Annotated in this window: 22 protein-coding genes and 1 riboswitch; of the genes, 15 read left to right on the forward strand and 7 right to left on the reverse strand. The window is 64.8% G+C overall.

All coding sequences use genetic code 11. The features are described 5' to 3' along the window. The first annotated feature begins 51 nt into the window (after positions 1-51). The 5 genes from pstC to phoB are packed head-to-tail and all read left to right on the forward strand — an operon-like array spanning position 52 to position 4176. Complete coding sequence (gene pstC, locus JJB99_RS03945; RefSeq protein WP_200500039.1) at positions 52-1041, forward strand: phosphate ABC transporter permease subunit PstC; 990 nt, start codon at positions 52-54, stop codon at positions 1039-1041. Positions 1042-1051: 10 nt separating this feature from the next. After that, positions 1052-1897: a phosphate ABC transporter permease PstA gene (pstA, locus tag JJB99_RS03950; RefSeq protein ID WP_200500040.1), complete on the forward strand. Its 846-nt coding sequence runs from the start codon at positions 1052-1054 to the stop codon at positions 1895-1897. After that, entirely contained in the window at positions 1894-2718 is an 825-nt protein-coding gene (gene pstB / locus JJB99_RS03955) for a phosphate ABC transporter ATP-binding protein PstB (RefSeq protein WP_200497495.1), read from the forward strand. The genes pstA and pstB overlap by 4 nt, the downstream gene beginning before the upstream one ends. An 11-nt stretch (positions 2719-2729) precedes the next feature. After that, positions 2730-3446, forward strand: coding sequence for a phosphate signaling complex protein PhoU (gene phoU / locus JJB99_RS03960; protein WP_200497496.1), 717 nt, complete (start codon positions 2730-2732; stop codon positions 3444-3446). A 22-nt stretch (positions 3447-3468) separates the two neighbouring features. After that, positions 3469-4176, forward strand: coding sequence for a phosphate regulon transcriptional regulator PhoB (gene phoB / locus JJB99_RS03965; RefSeq protein WP_008143479.1), 708 nt, complete (start codon positions 3469-3471; stop codon positions 4174-4176). 174 nt (positions 4177-4350) lie between these two features. Here phoB and JJB99_RS03970 read toward each other — a convergent pair whose 3' ends face one another. Next, a complete protein-coding gene (locus JJB99_RS03970) occupies positions 4351-4863 on the reverse strand; it encodes a GcrA family cell cycle regulator (protein WP_200497497.1) in 513 nt (170 codons plus the stop codon). A 455-nt stretch (positions 4864-5318) separates the two neighbouring features. Here JJB99_RS03970 and JJB99_RS03975 point away from each other — a divergent pair, with 455 nt between their 5' ends. From JJB99_RS03975 to JJB99_RS03985, 3 genes are all read left to right on the forward strand, one after another. Beyond that, positions 5319-6521, forward strand: coding sequence for an aspartate aminotransferase family protein (locus JJB99_RS03975; protein WP_200497498.1), 1203 nt, complete (start codon positions 5319-5321; stop codon positions 6519-6521). Then, positions 6521-7456, forward strand: coding sequence for an ornithine carbamoyltransferase (gene argF / locus JJB99_RS03980; RefSeq protein WP_200497499.1), 936 nt, complete (start codon positions 6521-6523; stop codon positions 7454-7456). Before JJB99_RS03975 ends, argF begins: the two co-directional genes overlap by 1 nt. A 318-nt stretch (positions 7457-7774) precedes the next feature. Continuing rightward, positions 7775-8782, forward strand: coding sequence for an Hsp33 family molecular chaperone (locus JJB99_RS03985; protein WP_200497500.1), 1008 nt, complete (start codon positions 7775-7777; stop codon positions 8780-8782). Positions 8783-8894: 112 nt separating this feature from the next. Here the strand turns inward: JJB99_RS03985 and apaG are convergent, their stop codons facing one another. Beyond that, on the reverse strand, positions 8895-9299 hold the full coding sequence (apaG, locus tag JJB99_RS03990) for a Co2+/Mg2+ efflux protein ApaG (RefSeq protein ID WP_200497501.1): 405 nt from the start codon (positions 9297-9299) through the stop codon (positions 8895-8897). 167 nt (positions 9300-9466) lie between these two features. Here apaG and JJB99_RS03995 point away from each other — a divergent pair, with 167 nt between their 5' ends. The 3 genes from JJB99_RS03995 to JJB99_RS04005 are packed head-to-tail and all read left to right on the forward strand — an operon-like array spanning position 9467 to position 12519. Beyond that, the gene (locus JJB99_RS03995; RefSeq protein WP_200497502.1) at positions 9467-10732 is read left to right on the forward strand and encodes an OpgC domain-containing protein; all 1266 of its coding nucleotides are present in this window, start codon (positions 9467-9469) and stop codon (positions 10730-10732) included. Next, positions 10732-11514: an SGNH/GDSL hydrolase family protein gene (locus JJB99_RS04000; RefSeq protein ID WP_200497503.1), complete on the forward strand. Its 783-nt coding sequence runs from the start codon at positions 10732-10734 to the stop codon at positions 11512-11514. The genes JJB99_RS03995 and JJB99_RS04000 overlap by 1 nt, the downstream gene beginning before the upstream one ends. A gap of 12 nt (positions 11515-11526) precedes the next feature. After that, on the forward strand, positions 11527-12519 hold the full coding sequence (locus JJB99_RS04005) for an SGNH/GDSL hydrolase family protein (protein ID WP_200497504.1): 993 nt from the start codon (positions 11527-11529) through the stop codon (positions 12517-12519). A gap of 39 nt (positions 12520-12558) precedes the next feature. Here the strand turns inward: JJB99_RS04005 and JJB99_RS04010 are convergent, their stop codons facing one another. Next, positions 12559-13746, reverse strand: coding sequence for an O-succinylhomoserine sulfhydrylase (locus tag JJB99_RS04010; protein ID WP_200497505.1), 1188 nt, complete (start codon positions 13744-13746; stop codon positions 12559-12561). Between the two features lie 74 nt (positions 13747-13820). Continuing rightward, positions 13821-13900, reverse strand: a riboswitch (SAM riboswitch). An 80-nt stretch (positions 13901-13980) separates the two neighbouring features. Here JJB99_RS04010 and JJB99_RS04015 point away from each other — a divergent pair. From JJB99_RS04015 to JJB99_RS04030, 4 genes are all read left to right on the forward strand, one after another. After that, the gene (locus JJB99_RS04015; protein ID WP_433995749.1) at positions 13981-15117 is read left to right on the forward strand and encodes a 2'-deoxycytidine 5'-triphosphate deaminase; all 1137 of its coding nucleotides are present in this window, start codon (positions 13981-13983) and stop codon (positions 15115-15117) included. 166 nt (positions 15118-15283) lie between these two features. Continuing rightward, positions 15284-15697 carry a PAS domain S-box protein gene (locus tag JJB99_RS04020; RefSeq protein WP_200497507.1) on the forward strand — a complete coding sequence of 138 codons (414 nt, stop codon included), beginning with the start codon at positions 15284-15286 and terminating at the stop codon, positions 15695-15697. Between the two features lie 104 nt (positions 15698-15801). Next, positions 15802-16848 (forward strand): hypothetical protein, encoded by a 1047-nt coding sequence (locus JJB99_RS04025; protein ID WP_200497508.1) that lies wholly within the window; start codon positions 15802-15804, stop codon positions 16846-16848. Between the two features lie 376 nt (positions 16849-17224). Beyond that, positions 17225-18670, forward strand: a complete 1446-nt coding sequence (locus tag JJB99_RS04030; protein WP_200497509.1) for an MATE family efflux transporter — start codon at positions 17225-17227, stop codon at positions 18668-18670. Here the strand turns inward: JJB99_RS04030 and JJB99_RS04035 are convergent. The 4 genes from JJB99_RS04035 to JJB99_RS04050 all read right to left on the reverse strand — a co-directional run bounded on the left by JJB99_RS04035 (position 18667) and on the right by JJB99_RS04050 (position 21105). Further along, complete coding sequence (locus JJB99_RS04035; protein ID WP_200497510.1) at positions 18667-19143, reverse strand: hypothetical protein; 477 nt, start codon at positions 19141-19143, stop codon at positions 18667-18669. The two genes, JJB99_RS04030 and JJB99_RS04035, sit on opposite strands and share 4 nt — an antisense overlap. 128 nt (positions 19144-19271) lie before the next feature. After that, on the reverse strand, positions 19272-19673 hold the full coding sequence (locus JJB99_RS04040; protein ID WP_200497511.1) for an SRPBCC family protein: 402 nt from the start codon (positions 19671-19673) through the stop codon (positions 19272-19274). A gap of 175 nt (positions 19674-19848) precedes the next feature. After that, positions 19849-20208: a VOC family protein gene (locus JJB99_RS04045; protein WP_200497512.1), complete on the reverse strand. Its 360-nt coding sequence runs from the start codon at positions 20206-20208 to the stop codon at positions 19849-19851. A gap of 57 nt (positions 20209-20265) precedes the next feature. Beyond that, positions 20266-21105, reverse strand: coding sequence for a helix-turn-helix transcriptional regulator (locus JJB99_RS04050; RefSeq protein WP_200497513.1), 840 nt, complete (start codon positions 21103-21105; stop codon positions 20266-20268). Between the last annotated feature and the right edge of the window lie 3 nt (positions 21106-21108).

Below are 21108 nucleotides of genomic sequence, written 5' to 3' on the forward strand. Positions count from 1 at the left end.
CCGGCGACCTAGAAATAGTATCTGTCAGTACAGGGGATCGGCGTGGCAGAGATGGCTGTCGAGAGCAATGTAGTTGATGCCGCCGGACCATATGATCGCGCCAAAGCGTTGAGCGCCTTCAGGCTCGGTGACGTCACTTTTTACTGGATCACTCGCCTCAGCGCGATTTCCGTGCTGCTGATCCTTGGCGGCATCATCGTTTCGCTGATCATCGGTGCCTTCCCGGCGATGAAGGAATACGGCCTCTCCTTCCTGTGGACGCAGCGCTGGGCGCCGTCGGCGGATCCGCCCGTGCTCGGCGCGCTCGGGCCGATGTACGGCACGCTCGTCACCTCGTTCATTGCGATGCTGATCGCCATTCCGGTCGGCCTCGGCATTGCGATCTTCCTCACCGAGCTCTGCCCGCAGTGGCTGCGCCGCCCCATCGGCATGGCGATCGAGCTGCTTGCCGGCATCCCATCGATCATCTACGGCATGTGGGGCTTCTTCGTGCTGGGCCCGTTCCTGGCCAACACCTTCCAGCCCTTCATGATCAAGATCTTCGACGGCATCCCAGTGCTGGGCGCGATCTTCGCCGGTCCGCCGTCCTATCTCAGCCTGTTCAACGCCGCGCTGATCCTCGCCATCATGGTGCTGCCCTTCATCACCTCGATCTCGGTTGACGTGTTCAAGACGGTGCCGCCGGTGCTGAAGGAGGCCGCTTATGGCGTCGGCTGCACCACCTGGGAAGTCGTCCGCAGCGTCGTGATCCCCTACACCCGCGTCGGCGTCATCGGCGGCATCATGCTGGCGCTCGGCCGCGCGCTCGGCGAGACCATGGCGGTGACTTTCATCATCGGCAACTCGTTTCGCATCTCCTCGTCGATCTTCGCACCGGGCACCACGATCTCGGCGGCGATCGCATCCGAGTTCGCCGAGAGCGACGGCCTGCACCAGTCCGGCCTGATCCTGCTCGGCCTCCTGCTGTTCGTGCTGACGTTCTTCGTGCTCGCGGCCGCACGGCTGATGCTGATGCGGCTCGAACAGAAGGCGGGGAAGTGACGCGATGGCCTTGAACCCGATCTATTCACGCCGCCGCCGATGGGACATCGTCGTCCGCGGCCTCTGCTTCGCCGCTGCCGCCTTCGGCGTCACCTGGCTTGCGCTGATCCTGATCACGCTGCTCTACAACGGCGTGGCCGGTCTCAACGTCCAGATCTTCACCGAGAACACGCCGCCTCCTGGCTCGACCGAAGGCGGCCTGCTCAACGCCATCGTCGGTTCGCTGATCATGACGCTGATCGGCGTCGGCATCGGTGCGCCGCTCGGCATGTTCGCTGGCACTTATCTTGCGGAATACGGCCGCAACGACAAGCTGACCTCGGTGATCCGCTTCATCAACGACATCCTGCTCTCGGCCCCCTCGATCATCATTGGCCTCTTCATCTATGGCGCGGTGGTGGTGCCGATGCGTGGCTTCTCGGCGATCGCCGGCTGTCTCGCGCTCGCCGTGATCGTCATCCCGGTGGTGCTGCGCACGACCGAGGACATGTTGCTGCTGGTGCCCAGCGCGTTGCGTGAGGCAGCCTCGGCGCTCGGACTGCCGCGTTCGCTGGTGATCAAGCGGATCGCCTATCGTGCCGCCCGGTCCGGCCTCATCACCGGCGTGCTGCTCGCGACCGCGCGCGTCGCCGGTGAAACCGCGCCGCTGCTGTTCACCGCGCTGTCGAACCAGTTCTTCAGCCTGGATCTGACCAAGACGATGGCGAACCTGCCGGTGACCATCAACAACTTCGTGCAGAGCCCCTACGTCTACTGGAAGCAGCTGGCCTGGAGCGGTGCGCTGCTCATCACCCTGACAGTGCTTGCCCTGAACATCAGCGCGCGCATCCTTGGCGCCGAAAGGACCGCAAAATGAGTGATCTTTCCGTATCGTCGATGAGCGCGTCCGGTGGGCTTCCGCAGGCGCCGATGCTGCCCGAGGCTCCCGCCAAGGTGACGGTTCGCAACCTCAATTTCTATTACGGCGAACACCACGCGCTGAAGAACATCAACCTGACGCTCGGCACCAACCGCGTCACGGCGTTCATCGGCCCGTCCGGCTGCGGCAAGTCGACCCTGCTGCGCATCTTCAACCGGATGTACGACCTCTATCCGGGCCAGCGCGCCACCGGTCAGCTCATGCTCGACCAGACCAACATCCTCGACCCCAAGCTGGACCTCAACCTGCTGCGCGCGCGGGTCGGCATGGTGTTCCAGAAGCCGACGCCGTTCCCGATGACGATCTACGAGAACATCGCCTTCGGCATCCGTCTCTATGAGAAGATCTCGAAGTCCGAGATGGACGACCGCGTCGAGAAGGCGCTGCGCGGCGGCGCGCTCTGGAACGAGGTCAAGGACAAGCTCAATGCCTCCGGCCTGTCGCTCTCGGGCGGCCAGCAGCAGCGCCTCTGCATCGCCCGCACCGTCGCGGTGCGGCCCGAGGTGATCCTGTTCGACGAGCCCTGCTCGGCGCTCGACCCGATCTCGACCGCCAAGGTCGAGGAGCTGATCCAGGAGCTGTCCGAGAACTACACGATCGCGATCGTCACCCACAACATGCAGCAGGCGGCGCGCGTCTCCGACAAGACCGCGTTCATGTATCTCGGCGAGCTGATCGAGTTCGACGATACCAGCAAGATCTTCACGTCGCCGACCGATCGGCGCACGCAGGACTACATCACCGGCCGGTTCGGCTGAGGAGACTGGACATGGTTTCTGAACACACCGCAAAGGCCTTCGACACCGACCTCCAGGAGCTCACTCGCCTTGTCGCCGAGATGGGCGGCCTCGCCGAGCGCATGATCGTCGATTCCGTCGATGCGCTGATCCGCCGCGATGTCGCGCTCGGCCAGCGCGTGGTCGCGACCGACGCCGAGATCGACGCGCTCCAGAAGAAGATCGAGGAGCGTGCTGTTCTCACTATCGCCCGTCGCCAGCCGATGGCGGTCGATTTGCGCGAGATCGTCGGTGCCATGCGCGTCGCGACCGATCTCGAACGCATCGGCGACCTCGCCAAGAACATGGGCAAGCGCGTCGCGGCGCTGGAGACGGATTTCCATCCGCTGAAACTGTTCCGCGGCCTCGAGCACATGACCGACCTCGTGCAGCAGCAGGTCAAGTCGGTGCTGGATGCCTACGCCGCGCACGATCTGCCGGCGGCGATGGCGGTGTGGAAGGGCGACGAGGAAGTCGACGCCATCTGCACCTCGCTGTTCCGCGAGCTCCTCACCTACATGATGGAGGATCCGCGCAACATCTCGTTCTGCATCCACCTGATGTTCTGCGCCAAGAACATCGAGCGGATCGGCGATCACGCCACCAACATCGCCGAGACCGTGTTCTACATGATCGAAGGCCAGGCGATCACCGACAAGCGGCCGAAGGGCGACATGACGACCTTCGCGACGACGGTCCCGAATACCTGAAGAGCCAAGGAGCGACGACACCATGGGCGCACGCATTATGGTGGTTGAGGACGAGGAAGCTCTCACCGAGCTGCTTCGCTACAACCTCGAAGGCGACGGCTATGACGTCGAGACGGTGATGCGCGGCGACGACGCCGACACCCGTCTCAAGGAGCACATCCCCGACCTCATCGTGCTCGACTGGATGCTGCCGGGCCTTTCCGGCATCGAGCTGTGCCGGCGGCTGCGCACCCGCCCGGAGACCAAGCAGCTCCCGATCATCATGCTCACCGCGCGCGGCGAGGAGAGCGAGCGGGTGCGCGGTCTTGCGACCGGCGCCGACGATTACATCGTCAAGCCGTTCTCGGTGCCGGAGCTGCTGGCGCGCGTGAAGGGCCTCTTGCGGCGCGCCAGCCCCGAGCGGCTCGCCACCGTGCTCGCCTATGGCGACATCGAGCTCGACCGCGACAAGCGCCGCGTCGCGCGCTCGGGCCGGCCGATCGATCTCGGCCCGACCGAATATCGCCTGCTGGAGTTCTTCCTCGAGCATCCCGGCCGCGTGTTCTCGCGCGAGCAGCTGCTCGATAGCGTCTGGGGCCGCGATATCTACATCGACGAACGCACTGTCGACGTGCATATCGGCCGCCTGCGCAAGCTGCTCAATCTCGGCCGCGAACAGGACCCGATCCGCACCGTCCGCGGCGCGGGTTACGCGCTGGATGATCGGTTTGCCAAGGCTGAGCAGACGTAGGGTTTGCGAGCTGTTTGCTGCTCCCTCGCCCGCTTGCGGGGGAGCTCCGCAAGGGCGGTGACAGCTGGAGTCGTGGAGAGTGCCCCTCACCCGAAATTCAAGCGATGCTTGGATTTCGACCTCTCCCCGCAAGCGGGGAGAGTGAACGACATCATCAGCAGATTTTGGACGTACTCAGCGGGGACCCGGCTTCGGTGCCGCGCGGCGGCGATCCGCGGCCGGCTGATACGCAACCCGCGAATGCTGGGCGCAATAGGGCAGGCCCGAGAGCGCCTTGCCACCGCAGAAGAAGAAATCCGGGCTGGAGGGATCGCCGACCGGCCAGTGGCAGGTCGCCTCGTTCAGCTCCAGCAGCGACAGGCGCTGGCTCATCGGCACCACGTTGTCGTAGGTGACCGGCTCGGCCTCCATCTCGACCTCGAAGGCCTGCGCCAGCGCGGTGTTGCCGCGCGAGATCGGCCGGCTCACCCGCATCATGTGCTGCGCCGGACGCGCCTTGCGCGGCCGGGGCGCTGCCGATGACGGGCTCTTGGCGCGTCCGGACAGGCCGAGCCTGTGCACTTTGCCGATCACGGCATTGCGGGTCACATTGCCGAGCTCGGCTGCGATCTGGCTGGCAGAAAGTCCTGCTTCCCAGAGCTTTTTCAGCTGCTCGACGCGATCATCGGACCAGGTCAAAACCGTCATTGCACCCTTTCCCTCGCCGCGCAGCTGCCGTCCTGGCGCCTCGCGGCGAATGCCTAAGCCTCGAAAAACCCGTGCCGTCAGAATCCCTTAAGGCTCGCCGGGCGCGCCTAGAACGCCCGAACGTTACGCCGGTACATGAGGACTCTTGGGATCAGAACTGCTGCACGAGATGTCGTATCTGACAAGCCAAACGCTACAATATGGCGTGACTCACGCGCAAGAGTCCGCCGACTCGCTTCCACATGTTCCGTGGTGAAAATCCCGCAAAATCTGCACCGCAAGACTACGGATTCAGCGTTTCGCGAGGCTTTCCGGGCGGCATTGACACCCGTCTTACCAGGCATAAGATAGTCACGCGTGCCGCCCTTAAAAGGCGGCACGTTTCGTTTTCCGGGCCGGTCAATGGTGCGTTGCGCAATGCACGCCCAGTCCGCCGCAACATTCAAGTGACCGCCATGACTATCAGCGCAGCGCCGCATTTGCTCCCCGTTTTCGCCAGGGCCGATCTCGGTTTCGAGCGCGGTGAAGGCTGCTGGCTGATCGCGACCAATGGCGAGCGCTATCTCGATTTCACCTCGGGCGTCGCCGTGAACGCGCTCGGCCATGCCCATCCCGCGCTGGTCAGGGCGTTGCAGGAGCAGGCGACGAAGCTCTGGCACATGTCGAACCTGTTCCAGAGCCCAGACGGCGAGAAGCTCGCCGCGCGTCTTTGCAGCGAGAGCTTTGCGGACTTCGTGTTCTTCTGCAATTCCGGCGCCGAGGCGCTGGAGGGCGTCATCAAGCTGGTACGCCATCATCACTTCTCCAAGGGCTATCCGGAACGCTACCGCATCATCACCTTCGAGGGCGCCTTCCACGGCCGCACGCTGGCAACCTTGGCTGCGACGGGCTCTGCAAAATATCTCGAAGGCTTTGGTCCGCCGATGGAAGGGTTCGACCAGGTCCCGCATGGCGACATTGAGGCCGTGAAGAAGGCGATCGGTCCGCAAACCGCCGGCATCCTGATTGAGCCGATCCAGGGTGAGGGCGGCGTGCGCTCGTCGACCCCGGCCTTCCTCAAGGCGCTGCGCCAGCTCTGCGATGAGAAGGGCCTGCTGCTCGCATTCGACGAGGTGCAGACCGGCATGGGCCGCACCGGCGATCTGTTCGCACATCGGCGCACCGGCGTGACGCCTGACGTGATGTCGCTGGCGAAAGCGCTCGGCGGCGGCTTCCCGATCGGCGCGGTGCTGGCGACAGCCGGCGCGGCGGCCGGCATGGGGCCGGGCTCGCACGGCTCGACCTTCGGCGGCAATCCGCTCGCGATCTCGGCGGCCAATGCCGTGCTCGATGTCATGCTCAAGCCCGGCTTCTTCGACCACGTGCAGAGAATGTCGCTGCTGCTCAAGCAGAAGCTTGCTTCCGTGATCGACCGCCATCCTGAAATCGTCAGTGAAGTGCGCGGCGAGGGCCTCCTGATCGGCATCAAGGCCGTGGTGCCCTCCGGTGATCTGGTCGCCGCGCTGCGCAACGAAAAATTGCTTACGGTGAGTGCCGGCGACAACGTCGTGCGCTTCCTGCCGCCCCTCGTCGTCACCGAAGCCGAGATCGAGGATGGCGTCGCGCGGCTCGAGCGCGCCTGCACTGCGCTCGCCGGCAACAAGCGGGCGGTAAGCTGATGAGCGGTTCGCCCAATAACACGCCAAAGCACTTTCTCGACATCAACGAGCTGCCGCTGACCGAGCTCAAGCGCATGCTTGCCGCATCCTCCGCGATGAAGGCGAAGCAGAAGGCACACCAGCCGGTGAAGCCGCTCGAAGGCAAGACGCTGGCGATGATCTTCGAGCGTCCCTCGACCCGCACCCGCGTGTCGTTCGACGTCGCCATGCGCCAGCTCGGCGGCGAGCCCATCATGCTCACCGGCGCCGAGATGCAGCTCGGCCGCGGCGAAACCATCGCCGATACCGCGCGCGTGCTGTCGCGCTATGTCGACGCCATCATGATCCGCATCCTCAATCACGAGGCGCTGCTGGAGCTCGCGGAATATGCCACGGTGCCCGTCATCAACGGCCTGACGCGGCGCTCGCATCCCTGCCAGGTGATGGCCGACCTCATGACCTATGAGGAACATCGCGGCCCGATCGAGGGCAAGACGGTGGCCTGGACTGGCGACGACAACAACGTGCTGGCGTCCTGGGCCCACGCCGCCGAGCGTTTCAAGTTCAGGCTTAACGTCGCGACCCCGCCTGAGCTCGCGCCGAAGAAGGTGATGCGCGACTGGATCAAGGCGACCAGCGCGCCGATCGTGCTCGGCACCGACCCCGAGGCCGCCGTGAAGGGCGCCGATTGCGTCGTCACCGACACCTGGGTGTCGATGGGCGACAAGGAAGGCGAGCACCGTCACAACGTGCTCAAGCCCTATCAGGTCAATTCGAAACTGATGTCGCTGGCCAAGCCCGACGCGCTGTTCATGCACTGCTTGCCCGCCCATCGCGGCGAGGAGGTCACGGACGAGGTGATCGACGGTCCGCAATCGGTCGTGTTCGACGAGGCCGAAAACCGCCTGCATGCGCAGAAGGGCATTCTGGCCTGGTGCTTCGACGCAGTGAAGTAGGCTGTGGCGGAGCGGGGTGGCTGTGCTGGTGCACCCATCCTCCGCTGTCCTCGCGGAGAAGCGTAAGCGCAGATCCGACCCATAACCACAGGATGTGGCTTGACGATGACTCGGAGTTGTCATCGCCGGTTACAACGTAATCCTGTGATTATGGGTCCCGGTGCGCGCTTCCGTCTTCGCTCTTTGAGCTTCGGCGGACAAGTGGCGCGCCGCGCGATGACATCGAATTTGCAGGATCGTGTGCGATCATAACTGTATCCGGAACACACCGCCTCGCGGCCCTTCCATTTCACCACCTCGGACCCCAGATAAAGCGCCATGGTTTCCCAATCCCCTGACATGAAAACCGGGCCTGAAGGCCCGGTTCGCGCGCCATCGGCGGTTCCCATCGATGACGCCGTGCTGCCCTACGAGGTCGACGCGCTCGACGTGCGCGGCCGTTTGGTGCGGCTCGGGCCTGCGCTCGACGAGATCCTGACCAAGCACGATTATCCGGCGCCCGTCGGCAAGCTGCTGGGCGAGGCCATCGTGCTGACGACGCTGCTCGGCTCGGCGCTGAAATTCGAAGGCCGCTTCATCCTCCAGGCCCAGACCGATGGCCCGGTGTCGTTCCTGGTGGTGGACTACCAGGCACCGGATCGTCTGCGCGCCTATGCGCGCTTCGATGCCGCCCGCCTTGGTGACACCAGGGATACCGGCGCGCTGCTCGGCCGCGGTCATCTCGCCATGACCATCGACCAGGGCCCCGACATGAGCCGCTACCAGGGTCTGGTCGCGCTCGACGGCGGCAGCTTGGAAGATGCCGCCCACGAATATTTCCTGCGCTCCGAGCAGATCCCGACCAAGGTGCGCCTTGCGGTCGGCGAGGAGTGGCGCTCCAGCGACGGCGGCAAGCACCGTTGGCGCGCCGGCGGCATGCTGATGCAATTCCTGCCGAAGGCGCCCGAGCGCGCGCGGCAGGCCGACCTGCATCCCGGCGATGCACCCGACGGCGTCGAGGTGCACAGCGTTGCGGAAGACGACGCCTGGGTCGAGGCGCGCTCGCTGATCGAGACCGTCGAGGACGTCGAGCTGATCGATCCCGAGCTGTCCGGCGAGCGGCTGCTCTACCGTCTCTTCCACGAGCGCGGCGTGCGCGTGTTCAACCCGCTGAACCTCAGGGCGCAATGCTCCTGCTCGCGCGACGCGGTCGCCTCGATGCTGAGGAGTTTTTCGTCCGACGATCGCGCCGCCATGGTCAAGGACGACAAGGTGGTGGTGACCTGCGAGTTCTGCTCGTCGGTCTATCAGTTCACGCCGGACGAGGCCGGTGTGGAGCGCGCGTAAGTCGCCGCATCGTAAGGTGGGCAAAGCAGAAGCGTGCCCACCGCTTCATCTCCGAATTCGAGAGAGATGGTGGACACGGCACGTTGCGCCTTTGCCCACCCTACGGCATCGCCTAATTCAACACCCGCTTGCTGTCCGGGCTGTCAAGCGAGAACGTCGGCACGTCGATCTCGAAGCGTTCGCCGCTTTCGCTGACCATCTGGTAGCGGCCCGTCATGAACCCGGAGGCGGTCGTGAGCGGCACGCCGGAGGTGTATTCGAAACGCTCGCCGGGGGCGAGGATCGGCTGTTCGCCGACCACGCCCTCACCCTTCACCTCCTGTTGACGGCCGGAGGCGTCGGTGATGATCCAGTGCCGCGTCTTGAGTTGCACGGTCTCGTCGCCGGAATTGGTGATGACGATGGTGTAAGCCCAAAAGAAGCGCGAGCGGTCGGCCGACGACTGCTCCGGAACAAAGTTCGGCTCGACGGTCACTTCGATCTGACGGGTCACGGCGCGGTACATGGCTGCCATCATAACGAAATCCGGCTCCGGAACCAAACGCCGCAGGCGGATTTCGCGACATCGTCCCGCCAGAATTGGTGAGGAAGTAGACCCCAATGTGATCCGGCCGCTTTCGAGACAGCGACCGGACCTGTACACTCCTCAATGCGTCGCGATTTGCGCAAGGGTTTTTGGCCCCGATGACCATTGCCGACCAAGTGACGGGATCGACGATCGCGGGAACCGCGAAACCGGCAGAAGCCAAGCCGCGCGCGGCTGCGCCGGCCACCTCGCTGCCGGCCATCTCGCTGCCGGCTATCGGCGAGCGCGAGCTCCGGCTCGACCTGTTCCGCGGACTTGCGCTGTGGCTGATCTTCATCGACCATCTGCCGCCGAGTCTCTTGACCTGGTTCACGATCCGCAATTACGGCTTCAGCGACGCCACCGAGATCTTCATCTTCATCTCCGGATACACCGCCGCCTTCGTCTACGGCCGCGCAATGCTGGAGAGCGGCTTTCTCATCGCCACCGCGCGCATCCTGCGGCGCGTCTGGCAGATCTATGTCGCCCACGTCTTCCTGTTCACGATCTTCCTTGCCGAGATCTCCTATGTGGCGACCAGCTTCGAGAACCCGCTCTACACCGAAGAGATGGGGATCATGGATTTCCTCAAGCAGCCCGACGTCACCATCGTGCAGGCGCTGCTGCTGCGCTTCCGTCCCGTCAACATGGACGTGTTGCCGCTCTACATCGTGCTGATGCTGGCGCTGCCGCTGATCCTCTATTCGATGAAGTGGAAGCCCGACGTCACGCTCGCGCTCTCGGTCGTGCTCTATGCGGTGACTTGGGAATTCGACCTCTACTTCTCCGCCTATCCGAACGGCTTCTGGGCGTTCAACCCGCTCGCCTGGCAATTGCTGTTCGTGTTCGGTGCATGGTGTGCGCTCGGAGGTGCGCGGCGCATGTCGCGTATCCTGGCCTCGCCCGTGACGATGTGGATCGCGATGGCCTATATCGTCGCGGCGTTCTGCGTGACGCTGACCTGGTACGTGCCGCAGCTCTCGCACTTCATGCCGAAGCGGCTCGAGCAGTGGATGTATCCGATCGACAAGACCGACCTCGACGTGCTGCGCTTCACGCATTTCCTGGCGCTGGCCGCGCTCACCGTGCGGTTCCTGCCGCGGGAGTGGCCGGGCCTGAAATCGCCCTGGCTGCGGCCGCTGATCCTGTGCGGCTCGCATTCGCTCGAGATCTTCTGCCTCGGCGTCTTCCTCGCCTTTGCCGGCCATTTCATCCTGGCCGAGGTCTCCGGCGGCGCCGTCATGCATGCGTTGATTAGTCTCTGCGGAATCCTGATCATGTGGGGCGTGGCCGCGGTGATTTCGTGGTACAAGCGCGTGGCTGACAAAAGCGGTGCGAAAACCAAAAACGCCGTCGGCAACGCCGATCTGGCGGGAGGGGGCTGATGAAGGCGAAGGTTCTCCTGAGCCTGGTCCTGCTATGCGGTAGCCTCGCCGCGCCGCCGGCGCGCGCGGGCGATGCTGCGCCTGCTGCCGCTCCTGCCGCGCCCGCAGCCTGCGAAGTGCCGCCCTATCTGCTCACCAGCGAGAGCCAGCTTCCCAAGGTCGCCGAGACCGTCAAATCAGGCAACCCGCTCGAAATCCTGGTCATCGGCAGCCGTTCGACCACCATTCCGGCCTCGGAGGACAGCTCATATCCGGCGCGCATGCAGGCCGTTTTGAAGGACAAGCTGCCGCCGTCGGAGGTCGTGCACGTCTCCGTAGAAATACAGAGCAAGAAGACGGCCGAGGAGGCGGCCGGAACCTTCGTTAAGCTGATGGAAGCAAAAAAGCCTACTTTGGTCATCTGGCAGACCGGGACGGTGGATGCTATCCGAGCCATCGATCCCGACGATTTTCGCGGCGCGCTGACCGAAGGGGTTACCGCGTTGCAAAATGCAGGGGCTGACGTCGTCTTGATGAATTTGCAGTACAGCCCGCGTACCGAAACCATGATCTCGGTGCCGCCATACCTCGACAACATGCGGGTGGTGGCGCAGGAGCATGACATCCCGCTGTTTGACCGTTTCGCGATCATGCGGCAGTGGAATGATCAGGGTCAGTTCGACCTGTTCAGCCCGTCCCGCGGGCCGGAGCTGGCGAAACAAGTCCATGATTGCCTTGGCCGGGCGTTGGCACAGTTCGTGATCGACGCTGCCCATCTGGAGCCGGCCCAGCAGCAAAATTGAGGTCTAGCGTAAATGAGTTCTTTCCGCCCTTTTTGCCTGTCGGCTTGGCTGGCTGCGCCCGCAGCGGCAGCGCTGCTGTTGCTGACCCCGGCCTCGCAGTCGCGCGCGCAGGCGCAAGCCGCGCAGGCAACACCCGCGCCCGCGCAGTCGGCTAGTCCCGCTCCCGCATCGCCCGCCCAGACCACCGTCGCCGCGACGTCGCCTGAGCAGCGCGGCATCACCGCGCGCGCCATCGACAAGGTCAAGCAGGTCGCGAAATCCGCCGGCGACATCTTCAGCCGCGTTCCCTGTTTGCGGCCGAAGGGCGGATCGAAGGCGATGGGCTCGCTGCCGCATGTCGCGGGCAAGCTGGTCGCCGGCCAGCCCGTCGTCATCGTCGCATTCGGCTCGTCGTCGACCGCTGGATTCGGTGCGAGCTCGCCGGAGTTCAACTATCCGAACCGGCTCGCCGCGCAGCTGCGCCGGCAATATCCGAGCGCCGACATCACCGTCGTCAATGCCGGCGTCGGCGGCGAGGATGCGCCCGAGATGATGAAGCGCCTCCAGAAGGAGGTGATCGATGCGCATCCGGATCTGGTGATCTGGCAGGTCGGCACCAACGCCGTGCTGCGCAATCTCGATCCCGGCGAGACCGCCAAGATCGTCGAAGAAGGCATCTCCCGCATCCAGGCTTCGGGTGGCACCGACATCGTGCTGGTCGATCCGCAATATTCCCCGGCCGTCAATCAGCGCGCCGAGAGCGCCGGCAAGATGGTGAAGCTGCTCGGCAAGGTCGCCGAGCTTCGTCACGTCGGCATCTTCCCGCGCTTCGAGGTGATGCGCGACTGGCACGAGAAGCAGGCGATCCCGGTCGAGGGTTTCGTGATCGCCGACGGCCTGCACATGAACGATTGGGGCTATGCCTGCTTCGCCCAGTTGCTGGGCGACGACATCATCCGCTCGGTCGGCCAGATCAAGATCGGCGTGAACGTGCCTGCGGACGTGCGCGCGTATCGGCCGATGTAGGCGTCGCTTACCCTCCCCTCCAGGGGAGGGTAAGACAAATCACGCCTTCTCCAGCGCCGCCGCTAGATCCTCGATCAGATCATCCGCATGCTCCAGTCCTGCGGAGAAGCGGATGAAACCTTCGCTGATGCCGAGTGCGGCGCGGTCTTCCGGCTTCAGGCGCTGATGCGTCGTGGTCGCCGGATGCGTGACGAGGCTCTTGGCGTCGCCCAGATTGTTCGAGATCTTCGCCAGCTTTAATTCGTTGAGCACGCGGAACGCCGCCGCCTTGCCGCCCTTGACCTCGAAGCCGACCAGCGTCGAGCCGCCGCGCATCTGCTTCTTCACCAGTGCCGCCTGCGGATGATCGGCGCGGCCCGGAAAAACCAGCCGCGAAATCTTGGGGTGGTCCGCCAGCACGTCGGCGATGCGCGCGGCCGTGTCGGTCTGCGCGCGCACGCGCACGCCCAGCGTCTCGAGGCCTTTGAGCAGGACCCAGGCGTTGAACGGCGAGATCGACGGACCGGTCTGGCGCATGAAATTGTGGATGTGCTCGGCGATGAAGGCTTCCGACGACAGGATGATGCCGCCGAGGCAGCGGCCCTGGCCGTCGATGTGCTTGGTCGCGGAATAGACCACGACGTCGGCACCGAGCGCGAGCGGGCTCTGCCAGATCGGTGTCGCGAACACGTTGTCGACGACGAGCCGTGCGCCGCCCTTGTGCGCGATCTCGGCGATGCCGGGAATGTCGAGCACGTCGAGCGTCGGATTGGTCGGGCTCTCCAGGAAGAACGTCTTGGTATTCGGCTTGAGCGCCCGTTGCCACTGGTCGAGGTCGAGGCCGTCGACCAGCGTGGTCTCGATGCCGTAGCGAGGAAGCAGGTCCTGGACGACGTAGAGACAGGAGCCGAACAGCGCGCGCGACGCGACGACGTGATCGCCGGCTTTCAGCGGCGCCAGGATCGCGGTCGTCACCGCCGCCATGCCGGTTGCCGCCGAGCGGGCGGCTTCCGCGCCTTCGAGCTCGATCATGCGGCGCTCGAACATCGCGATGGTCGGGTTGGAGTAGCGCGAATAGATGAAGCCGGGGTCCTCGCCCTTGAATCGCGCCTCGCATTGCTCGGCGCTTTCGTAGACGTAGCCTTGGGTCAAAAACAGCGCCTCCGAGGTCTCGCCATATTGCGAGCGGAGGGTGCCGGAATGGACCAGGCGGGTTTCGGGGCGGTAGGTGGCAGGCGACTTCGACATAGGATCCTCCGATATGACCGTCTCGTCGAAAACGGTCACAAAAAAACCGGCCTGGACAAAACCACGGGCCGGGATCACAGAGGTCCCCGGCCTGTTTAGCGACTTATTTAACGTGGCTGCAAGCCGGCCGGCTCAAATCACCACGGGATAAGTGATGCTCATATTCCGCAATGGCCTTTCCGTCAAGGCGTCCATCGGATAGCCGTAAAAGGCTCGTATTTCCCGCATGTCCGGATGTATTTGCCCCCCGATGAGGACCCCCGGTTGACATTCACGGTCGCTGCCGACGCCAATGGTATCCTGCCCGACCGCATGATCGCGGCGATGGCGGAGGCGGGGCTGATCTTGCCCGCATACGATTTCGTCGAAAGCCAGATCCAGCCGGCGAGCCTCGATCTGCGCCTCGGCGACATCGCCTATCGCGTTCGCGCGAGCTTCCTGCCGGGCCCCGGCGCAACCGTTGCCGAGCGCATCGACGAATTGAAGCTGCACGAGTTCAGCCTCGCCGATGGTGCGGTGCTGGAGACCAACTGCGTCTACATCGTGCCGCTGCTGGAAAGCCTCGCGCTGCCGCCGGAGATCGTCGCGGCCGCCAATCCCAAAAGCTCGACCGGCCGGCTCGACGTCTTCACCCGCGTGATCGCCGACGGCACCCGCCGCTTCGACATGATCGGCGCCGGCTATCACGGCCCGCTTTATGCCGAGATCAGCCCGAAAACGTTTCCGGTGCTGGTGCGCGAGGGCTCGCGGCTAAGCCAGGTGCGCTTCCGCACCGGCGATGCCATCCTCAATGCCGACGAGCTCGATAACCTGCATGCCGCCGAGCGCCTCGTCGACATCGAGGACGCCGATCTGTCCGGCGGCGTCGCCGTCTCCGTCGATCTCTCCGGCGAAAAGGCAAATGGCTTCGTCGGCTATCGCGCCAAGCGCCACACCGGCGTCGTCGACGTCGACCGCCGCTCCGGCTACGCAGTCGAAGAGTTTTGGGAGCCGATCTCGGCGCGCCCGGACGGCAACCTGATCCTCGACCCCGGCGAGTTCTACATCCTCGCCTCCAAGGAAGCGGTGCAGGTGCCGCCCGACTACGCCGCGGAGATGGTGCCGTTCGATCCGCTGGTCGGCGAATTCCGCGTGCACTATGCCGGCTTTTTCGATCCCGGCTTCGGCTATGCCGGCGCCGGCGGGCTGGGATCGCGCGCCGTGCTGGAGGTGCGCTCGCGCGAAGTGCCGTTCATCCTCGAGCACGGCCAGATCGTCGGCCGCCTCGTCTACGAGAAAATGCTGGCCCGTCCCGACGCGATGTACGGCCAGCGCATCGGCTCGAACTACCAGGCGCAGGGCCTGAAGCTGAGCAAGCATTTTCGGGTGTAGTGTCAGCCCTGTCATTCCCCGCGAAGGCAGGGAATCAAGTACGCCGCGGCTCTTCGACTCCATCACAACCGCCTCTGGAATACTGGATCGCCCGATCAAGGTCGGGCGATGACACCGAATGTGTGGCAGGATACGAAGTCAATCCGGCTACACGCGAGGTGACGAGATGAGCAATCCATCCGAACTCGATGCAAAAATCCTCGACGATGTCGCCGACGCGCTGATCTATGCCGACCGTTCCGGCACGATCATGCGCTGGAATCGCGCATCGACCACCCTGTTCGGCTTCACCGCCGCGGAAGCGCTGGGCCAGAACCTCGATCTGATCATTCCCGAACATCTGCGGCCTGCGCACTGGAAAGGCTTCGAGGCCGCGCTTGCCAGCGGCGCAATGAAGCTTGCGGGCAGGCCGACGCTGACCCGCGCGCTGCACAAGAGCGAGCGCAAACTCTACATCGAGATGACCTTCGCGCTGGTGCGGGATGCTGGCGGGGCGGTGCAAGGATCGGTCGCGATGGCGCGCGACGTGACGGAACGCGTCGAGCGCGAGCGCGCGGCCAAGGCTGCGCAAAATTCGTGACGCGGAATTGATGGGCCGCCGTGCAGGGCGCCCTGCATGAACGTCAGGTTGCCCGTCACCGGGGGCGGTGACACACTCGATCAAGACAACGATCGGGAGCGAACATGGCCGCAGACGCCGCGCAGCAAGCGCAATGGAAACGCTGGCGCGCCGTCGCCGATCTGTACCATGCCTATTTCACCGGCCTCATCCTCACTGTCGTCACCCGACGTGGCACGGCCGATGCGGCCGAGTTCGTCTTCCGTGTCTTCCGCCGCCAGCAGCAGGAGCGCTTCCTGCCGGGGCTCAAGAAGCTCGGCCTCGACCACCTGCCGCCGGCGGTCGCTGCCGCGCAATATCACTATCTCTCCAACTGGATCGGCGGCGTGCATGTCGAATACATGTATGAGAGCGACACCAAGGCATGGATCCGTTATCCGCCGCCGCGCTGGATCTGGAAGGGCACCGCGATCTGCGGCGTGCCGGGCGAGGTCTCTCGCGCGATGCTGCGCGGCTGGCACGCCAACAACGGCGTTGCACTCGGCGATACCAGGCTGGGCTTCGTCTGCACCAAGCAGAGCGTCGATGGCCAGGACGGGCTCGAAGGCTACTACCACCAATACGACCACCCGCTCGAGCTCGACGGGCGTCTGGTGTTCGCGCGGCACCTGGAGGCGCCGTTGTTCGACGCGAAGACCGCGCCGGCGCTGCCCGTCGCCAGCTGGCCGAAACCGCGGCTGGAAAAAGCCTATCGCAACTACGCGATGGAATATGTCCGCACCGCCGCGCCCGTGATGGTGCAGCTGTTCGGCCCGGAAGACGCCGGCTATCTGCTGCATCTCACCGGCAAGCTGATCGGCATGCAGTATTTCGACGAGGTCGCGGCCGCGCTCGCGATGAATCGCGGCGGTGCAAGCGAATTCGCATCATTCCTCAACGCGCTGTCCGCCGCGCAGGATGACGCCGCCGAGACGGTGCAGTCCGCAGGCACATTCGAAATCCGCCAGCAGAGCTGGAAGTTGATGGATGACGTCGCCGACTATCACAGCGCCTGCGCCAGAGTGCTGGAAGGCTTGTTCGAGGGTCTCGCTGCCGGATGCGGCCGGCACATCGGCGTGCAGCTTCGCCCGGCGGCAACTGGCCGCCCGCCGCTGGTCTGGACAATCGGGTAGACAGGACTGTCGCCGCGCACTTCGTCTCTCCCCGGGTGCGGGGAGAGGCCGGAATTTGCGGCCGCAGATTCGGGGCGAGGGGGACTCTCCGCGAGTCCAGCTCTCACCGTCTGCGCGGATAGAGCCCCTCACCCCGACCCTCTCAGCGCGAGCGAAGCTCGTCGCGGCCCCGTAAGAACGGAGAGAAGGAGAAGAAAGGAAGCACCGCAATTCCACGGGCTGAAATGCGCTGCCGCAGGGCACGCCTGCACCTGACGCAGGAGGAATCGGCAATTGGCGTGCTAACAACCATCTCGGCGCCTTCTGCGCGAACAAATTCATTGGCACACCTGCTCATTTGCCGCGCCGCCAATGGCGCCCGTGCCCGGGAGAGAATATGTCCGACATCGCCGAAATCCCGGTCGATGAGCAAGAGCGTCCGCTGCCGCCACCTCCGCGGCCGGTGCGGAGCGCGCTGATGGACGGCCCGATCCTGCGGACGCTGCTCTCCCTCGCCTGGCCGAACGTGGTCGCGCTCTCAGCGGGCACCTGCGTGGTGATCGCGGAGACCTCCTATATCGGACGTCTTGGCGTGGAAGCACTGGCCGCGATGGCGCTGGTGTTTCCGACCGTGATCCTGACCATGACCATGTCGGGCGGCGCCATGGGCGGCGCGGTGGCCTCCGCCATCGCGCGCGCGCTCGGCGCCGGCGATCGCGAGCGTGCGGGCACACTCGCCGCGCATGCGCTGCTGATCGGTATCACCTTCGGCTTGGTCTTCATGCTGGGCATGCTGCTCTATGGACCCAAAGTGCTCGAAATGCTCGGCGGTCGCGGCGATGTGCTGACGCATGCGATCGCCTACACGCAGGTGTTTTTCGGCGGCGCGGTGCTGCCCTGGCTGCTCAACACCATGGCGGGCGTGCTGCGCGGCACCGGTAACATGAAGCTGCCGTCGCTGTTGATCCTCAACTCCGCTGTTTGGCAGGTCGTGCTCGGCGGCACGCTCGGCCTTGGGCTCGGCCCTGTGCCGCAGCTCGGCATGCGCGGCGTCGCGGCCGGCGCGCTGATCGCCTATTCCATGAACATCTGCGTGATGGGCTGGTACCTGTTCTCCGGCCGCGCGCGCGTTGTCCCAAAACTGCGTGGCCTGCGCGTCCAATGGGCGATGTTCTTCGACATCCTGAAGGTCGGCGCCATTGCCTGCTTCTCGCCTCTGCAATCGGTGCTGACGATCTCGATCTTCACCCACCTGCTGGCGAAGTTCGGCACCGCGATCCTCGCCGGCTACGGCATCGGCGCCCGGCTGGAATTCTTGCTGACCTCGATCGCGTTCTCGTTCGGCATTGCCTCGGTGCCGATGATCGGCATGGCGGTCGGCGCCGGCCGCATCGCGCGGGCCCGCCGCATTGCCTGGATCGCAGGTGTCTCCGCTTTCGTCGCTGTCGGCACGCCGGCATGCCTGGTCGCCACCTTCCCCGATCTCTGGGTCAACATTTTTACCGACAGCGCGACGGTGCGAGCGACAAGCCATCAATATCTGTCGACGGTCGCGCCATTCTACGCCTTCATCGGTCTCGCCTCGACCATGTACTTCTCCTCGCAAGGGGCGGCCAAGGTGATCGGCCCAGTGCTGGCGCAGACCGCGCGGCTCGTCTACATCGCCGCGATCGGCTGGTGGCTGTCGACGCATGACGCCACTGCGCAAAACTTCTTCTGGCTGGCCGCGAGCTCGATGGTCGTGCTCGGCCTGCTCTCCTGCTCCAGCGTGGTGCTGACGCGCTGGGGGCCGCGGGACACAAAGCCTGCAGTCAGGCCGGTGCTCTCGACCGTTGCCGATTAACGATGCCTGTGGCGGCGATGGCCGCCGCCGACATTGGCAAGCCGCATCAGTTGCGGAATCATCGCCATCATGTCGCCGCTCCCGGCGCCGCCGAGCATGCCCATGATATCGCCGCCGCCCATGCCGCCAAAGCCGGCCGGGATGGTGCTGCCGCCCATTGGGGTGTAGCCGCCGTAATTGGGCGCGCCGAATCCGCCGCCAAAATTGCCGCCGCCGAGGCCACCACCAAATCCGCCGCCGCCGTTCTCCATCATGCGGCTCATCATCGGGCCCATGGTCTGCATCAGCATGGCGAAGCGGCGCTTGCCCATCTTCGCCTTCATCATCTCCAGCATCGGCGCCATCTGCGTCATCATGTCCTCGCCGCCGGCACCGCCGCCGCCGAGGAACTGCGCCTTTGCCGGCGCGCTCGAGATCGAAAACAACAGCAGCACGGCGGCCGCCTGGCAGATCACCTTGTCCGCACCTCTCATGGCCTGCTCCTCGCGTGCGTGGCGCCACCGGGAGAGCGGCGCCAACCGGACGCACGCTGCCATGGTTACGGCTGAGGAGAGGAGGGCTCTGTGAGAAAAATCACTGAGCCGCGACGCGTGAGCCTCCGCTAGGCTGCAGCGGGCGGAAACGCCTTGTGGATGGCGATCACGGCGTCTTTAGTCTGTCCCTGCACATAGGCCGCAAGCTCGTTCGGCAGCATGTCGATGATCCAGACCAGGCGGCAGCTCTTGTCGCCCTCCGCGATCACCTGCACCGAGGCACTGTAATGCTTCAGCCGCTCGCTGTTGATCGCATAGACCAGCCGCCGCCGCGCATCGTCGCAATCGACCAGCACCTCGCGCGCGACGGAGCCATTGGCGAAGGTGACGATGCGCGCATCGCCGTCGAGCGTGCAGGCGGTGACGAAGCCCGGCGCCAGCCGTTGCGGCAGCGCGCCGAAATCGCGCACCGCGTCCCAGACATCGTGCGCGGAAGCGGAGAGGCGGATGTCGTTGTGGATGGAGGCCATGGGGATTCCTGTAATGTGGAGAGGCGGGCGATAGGGCCATCATCTCAGCTGTCGTCGCCCGACTTGATCGGGCGATCCAGTCCAGAGACCGAGGTGATAGAATCGAGAGGCCCCGGCGTACTGGACGCCCCGGTCGAGCCGGGGCATGACGACGTGTGGTGTGGCGCGAGCATGCTCACACGCAAACCGCCTCGACATTGTTGCCGTCGGGGTCGATCAAGAACGCCGCAAAGTAGGTCGGGCTGTAATCCTTGCGCGGACCGGCGCCGCCATTGTCGCGGCCGCCGCTCTTCAGGCCTTCGCTGTGAAACGCCTTGACCGCGTCGTGGTCCTTGGCGCGAAACGCGATATGTGCGCCGTCGGCCTTCCGCCCCTTGTTCAGATGCAGCCACAGCGCCGGCTCGCCCTTCGGCCCGAAACCCGCATAGCCCTCGCCGCTGGAGCACAGGACGTAACCGAGCGGCGCGAGCACCGCGGTATAGAAGCGCGTTGAGGCGTCGAGGTCGGCAACGCGAAGTCCGATGTGGTCATACATGGTGGTCTCCATTTGCAAAGTGTGCCGCGTGGCGGTGCGCGCTGGAGACGACTCTAGTCAGTTGAGGGCAAGCTGCTCTTGGAGAATCTTGCGCTCACCCTTCGAAGCCTGCCGGAACTTTGTGGGTGACACGCCGGCGGCGCGATGAAACGTCCGGACGAAGTTGGAAAGGTCGCCGAAGCCGACGTCATAGGCGATGTCGGTGACCGCGATGTCCTCGTCCGTGAGGAGGCGCGCCGCATGTCGCAGCCGCGAGCGCACCAGATATTGATGCGGGGTGACGCCGAGCACGCTCGAGAATAGCCGCAGGAAATGGAACGGGCTGAGGCCCGCCTGCTTTGCTGCCTGTTCGAGGTCGACCTCAGTATGCGAATTGTCGTCGATCCACAGCGCAGCTTCCACCGCGCGGCGGCGGTCGCGTGCGGTCGGCGTCGTCTGCTTGCGCGCCTTGCCGGAGACGACGTCGACGAAACGGCCGGCCAGGATTTGCCCGACCTCGTCGAGACCCAAGTCGCTGTTGCCATCCGCTGCCGTCTGGGCGAGTTCGCCCAGCACCATCAATTCGGGCAGAGGCGGCGTTGCTCCGACTTGCCAGACCTCGCGCTGTCCGCCGAGCGCATCGACCAGGTCCGCGCTGAGGAAGAAGCCGAGGCAGACGTCGCCAGAGACATGCTCATGGGTGCAGGTGTATTCCTCGCCCGGCGCGCCGACCAGCATCGCGCCCGCCACCAGCTCGAAGAAACCGGCACGGCAATGGCAGCCAAAACTGCCGGAGCGGACATAGGCGATGGAATGGCCGGTGCGGCACTCCGCAAACGGCGTGTCGTCCGGTCCCGCATCGCAGCGAAACTCGGAGACGGTCATTGAGCGTGTCGTCAGCAGCGTGGTCGCGTCCATCGC

The sequence above is a fragment of the Bradyrhizobium diazoefficiens genome (genome assembly GCF_016616235.1).
Lineage (GTDB): Bacteria > Pseudomonadota > Alphaproteobacteria > Rhizobiales > Xanthobacteraceae > Bradyrhizobium > Bradyrhizobium diazoefficiens_H.

Bases quoted from the DNA above. Each gene is read 5' to 3' on its own strand.
- pstC (WP_200500039.1), top strand. From the start codon at position 52: ATGGCTGTCGAGAGCAATGTAGTTGATGCCGCCGGACCATATGATCGC.
- pstB (WP_200497495.1), top strand. From the start codon at position 1,894: ATGAGTGATCTTTCCGTATCGTCGATGAGCGCGTCCGGTGGGCTTCCG.
- phoU (WP_200497496.1), top strand. From the start codon at position 2,730: ATGGTTTCTGAACACACCGCAAAGGCCTTCGACACCGACCTCCAGGAG.
- phoB (WP_008143479.1), top strand. From the start codon at position 3,469: ATGGGCGCACGCATTATGGTGGTTGAGGACGAGGAAGCTCTCACCGAG.
- JJB99_RS03970 (WP_200497497.1), bottom strand. From the start codon at position 4,863: ATGACGGTTTTGACCTGGTCCGATGATCGCGTCGAGCAGCTGAAAAAG.
- JJB99_RS03975 (WP_200497498.1), top strand. From the start codon at position 5,319: ATGACTATCAGCGCAGCGCCGCATTTGCTCCCCGTTTTCGCCAGGGCC.
- argF (WP_200497499.1), top strand. From the start codon at position 6,521: ATGAGCGGTTCGCCCAATAACACGCCAAAGCACTTTCTCGACATCAAC.
- JJB99_RS03985 (WP_200497500.1), top strand. From the start codon at position 7,775: ATGGTTTCCCAATCCCCTGACATGAAAACCGGGCCTGAAGGCCCGGTT.
- apaG (WP_200497501.1), bottom strand. From the start codon at position 9,299: ATGATGGCAGCCATGTACCGCGCCGTGACCCGTCAGATCGAAGTGACC.
- JJB99_RS03995 (WP_200497502.1), top strand. From the start codon at position 9,467: ATGACCATTGCCGACCAAGTGACGGGATCGACGATCGCGGGAACCGCG.
- JJB99_RS04000 (WP_200497503.1), top strand. From the start codon at position 10,732: ATGAAGGCGAAGGTTCTCCTGAGCCTGGTCCTGCTATGCGGTAGCCTC.
- JJB99_RS04005 (WP_200497504.1), top strand. From the start codon at position 11,527: ATGAGTTCTTTCCGCCCTTTTTGCCTGTCGGCTTGGCTGGCTGCGCCC.
- JJB99_RS04010 (WP_200497505.1), bottom strand. From the start codon at position 13,746: ATGTCGAAGTCGCCTGCCACCTACCGCCCCGAAACCCGCCTGGTCCAT.
- JJB99_RS04015 (WP_433995749.1), top strand. From the start codon at position 13,981: ATGTATTTGCCCCCCGATGAGGACCCCCGGTTGACATTCACGGTCGCT.
- JJB99_RS04020 (WP_200497507.1), top strand. From the start codon at position 15,284: ATGAGCAATCCATCCGAACTCGATGCAAAAATCCTCGACGATGTCGCC.
- JJB99_RS04025 (WP_200497508.1), top strand. From the start codon at position 15,802: ATGGCCGCAGACGCCGCGCAGCAAGCGCAATGGAAACGCTGGCGCGCC.
- JJB99_RS04030 (WP_200497509.1), top strand. From the start codon at position 17,225: ATGTCCGACATCGCCGAAATCCCGGTCGATGAGCAAGAGCGTCCGCTG.
- JJB99_RS04035 (WP_200497510.1), bottom strand. From the start codon at position 19,143: ATGAGAGGTGCGGACAAGGTGATCTGCCAGGCGGCCGCCGTGCTGCTG.
- JJB99_RS04040 (WP_200497511.1), bottom strand. From the start codon at position 19,673: ATGGCCTCCATCCACAACGACATCCGCCTCTCCGCTTCCGCGCACGAT.
- JJB99_RS04045 (WP_200497512.1), bottom strand. From the start codon at position 20,208: ATGTATGACCACATCGGACTTCGCGTTGCCGACCTCGACGCCTCAACG.
- JJB99_RS04050 (WP_200497513.1), bottom strand. From the start codon at position 21,105: ATGGACGCGACCACGCTGCTGACGACACGCTCAATGACCGTCTCCGAG.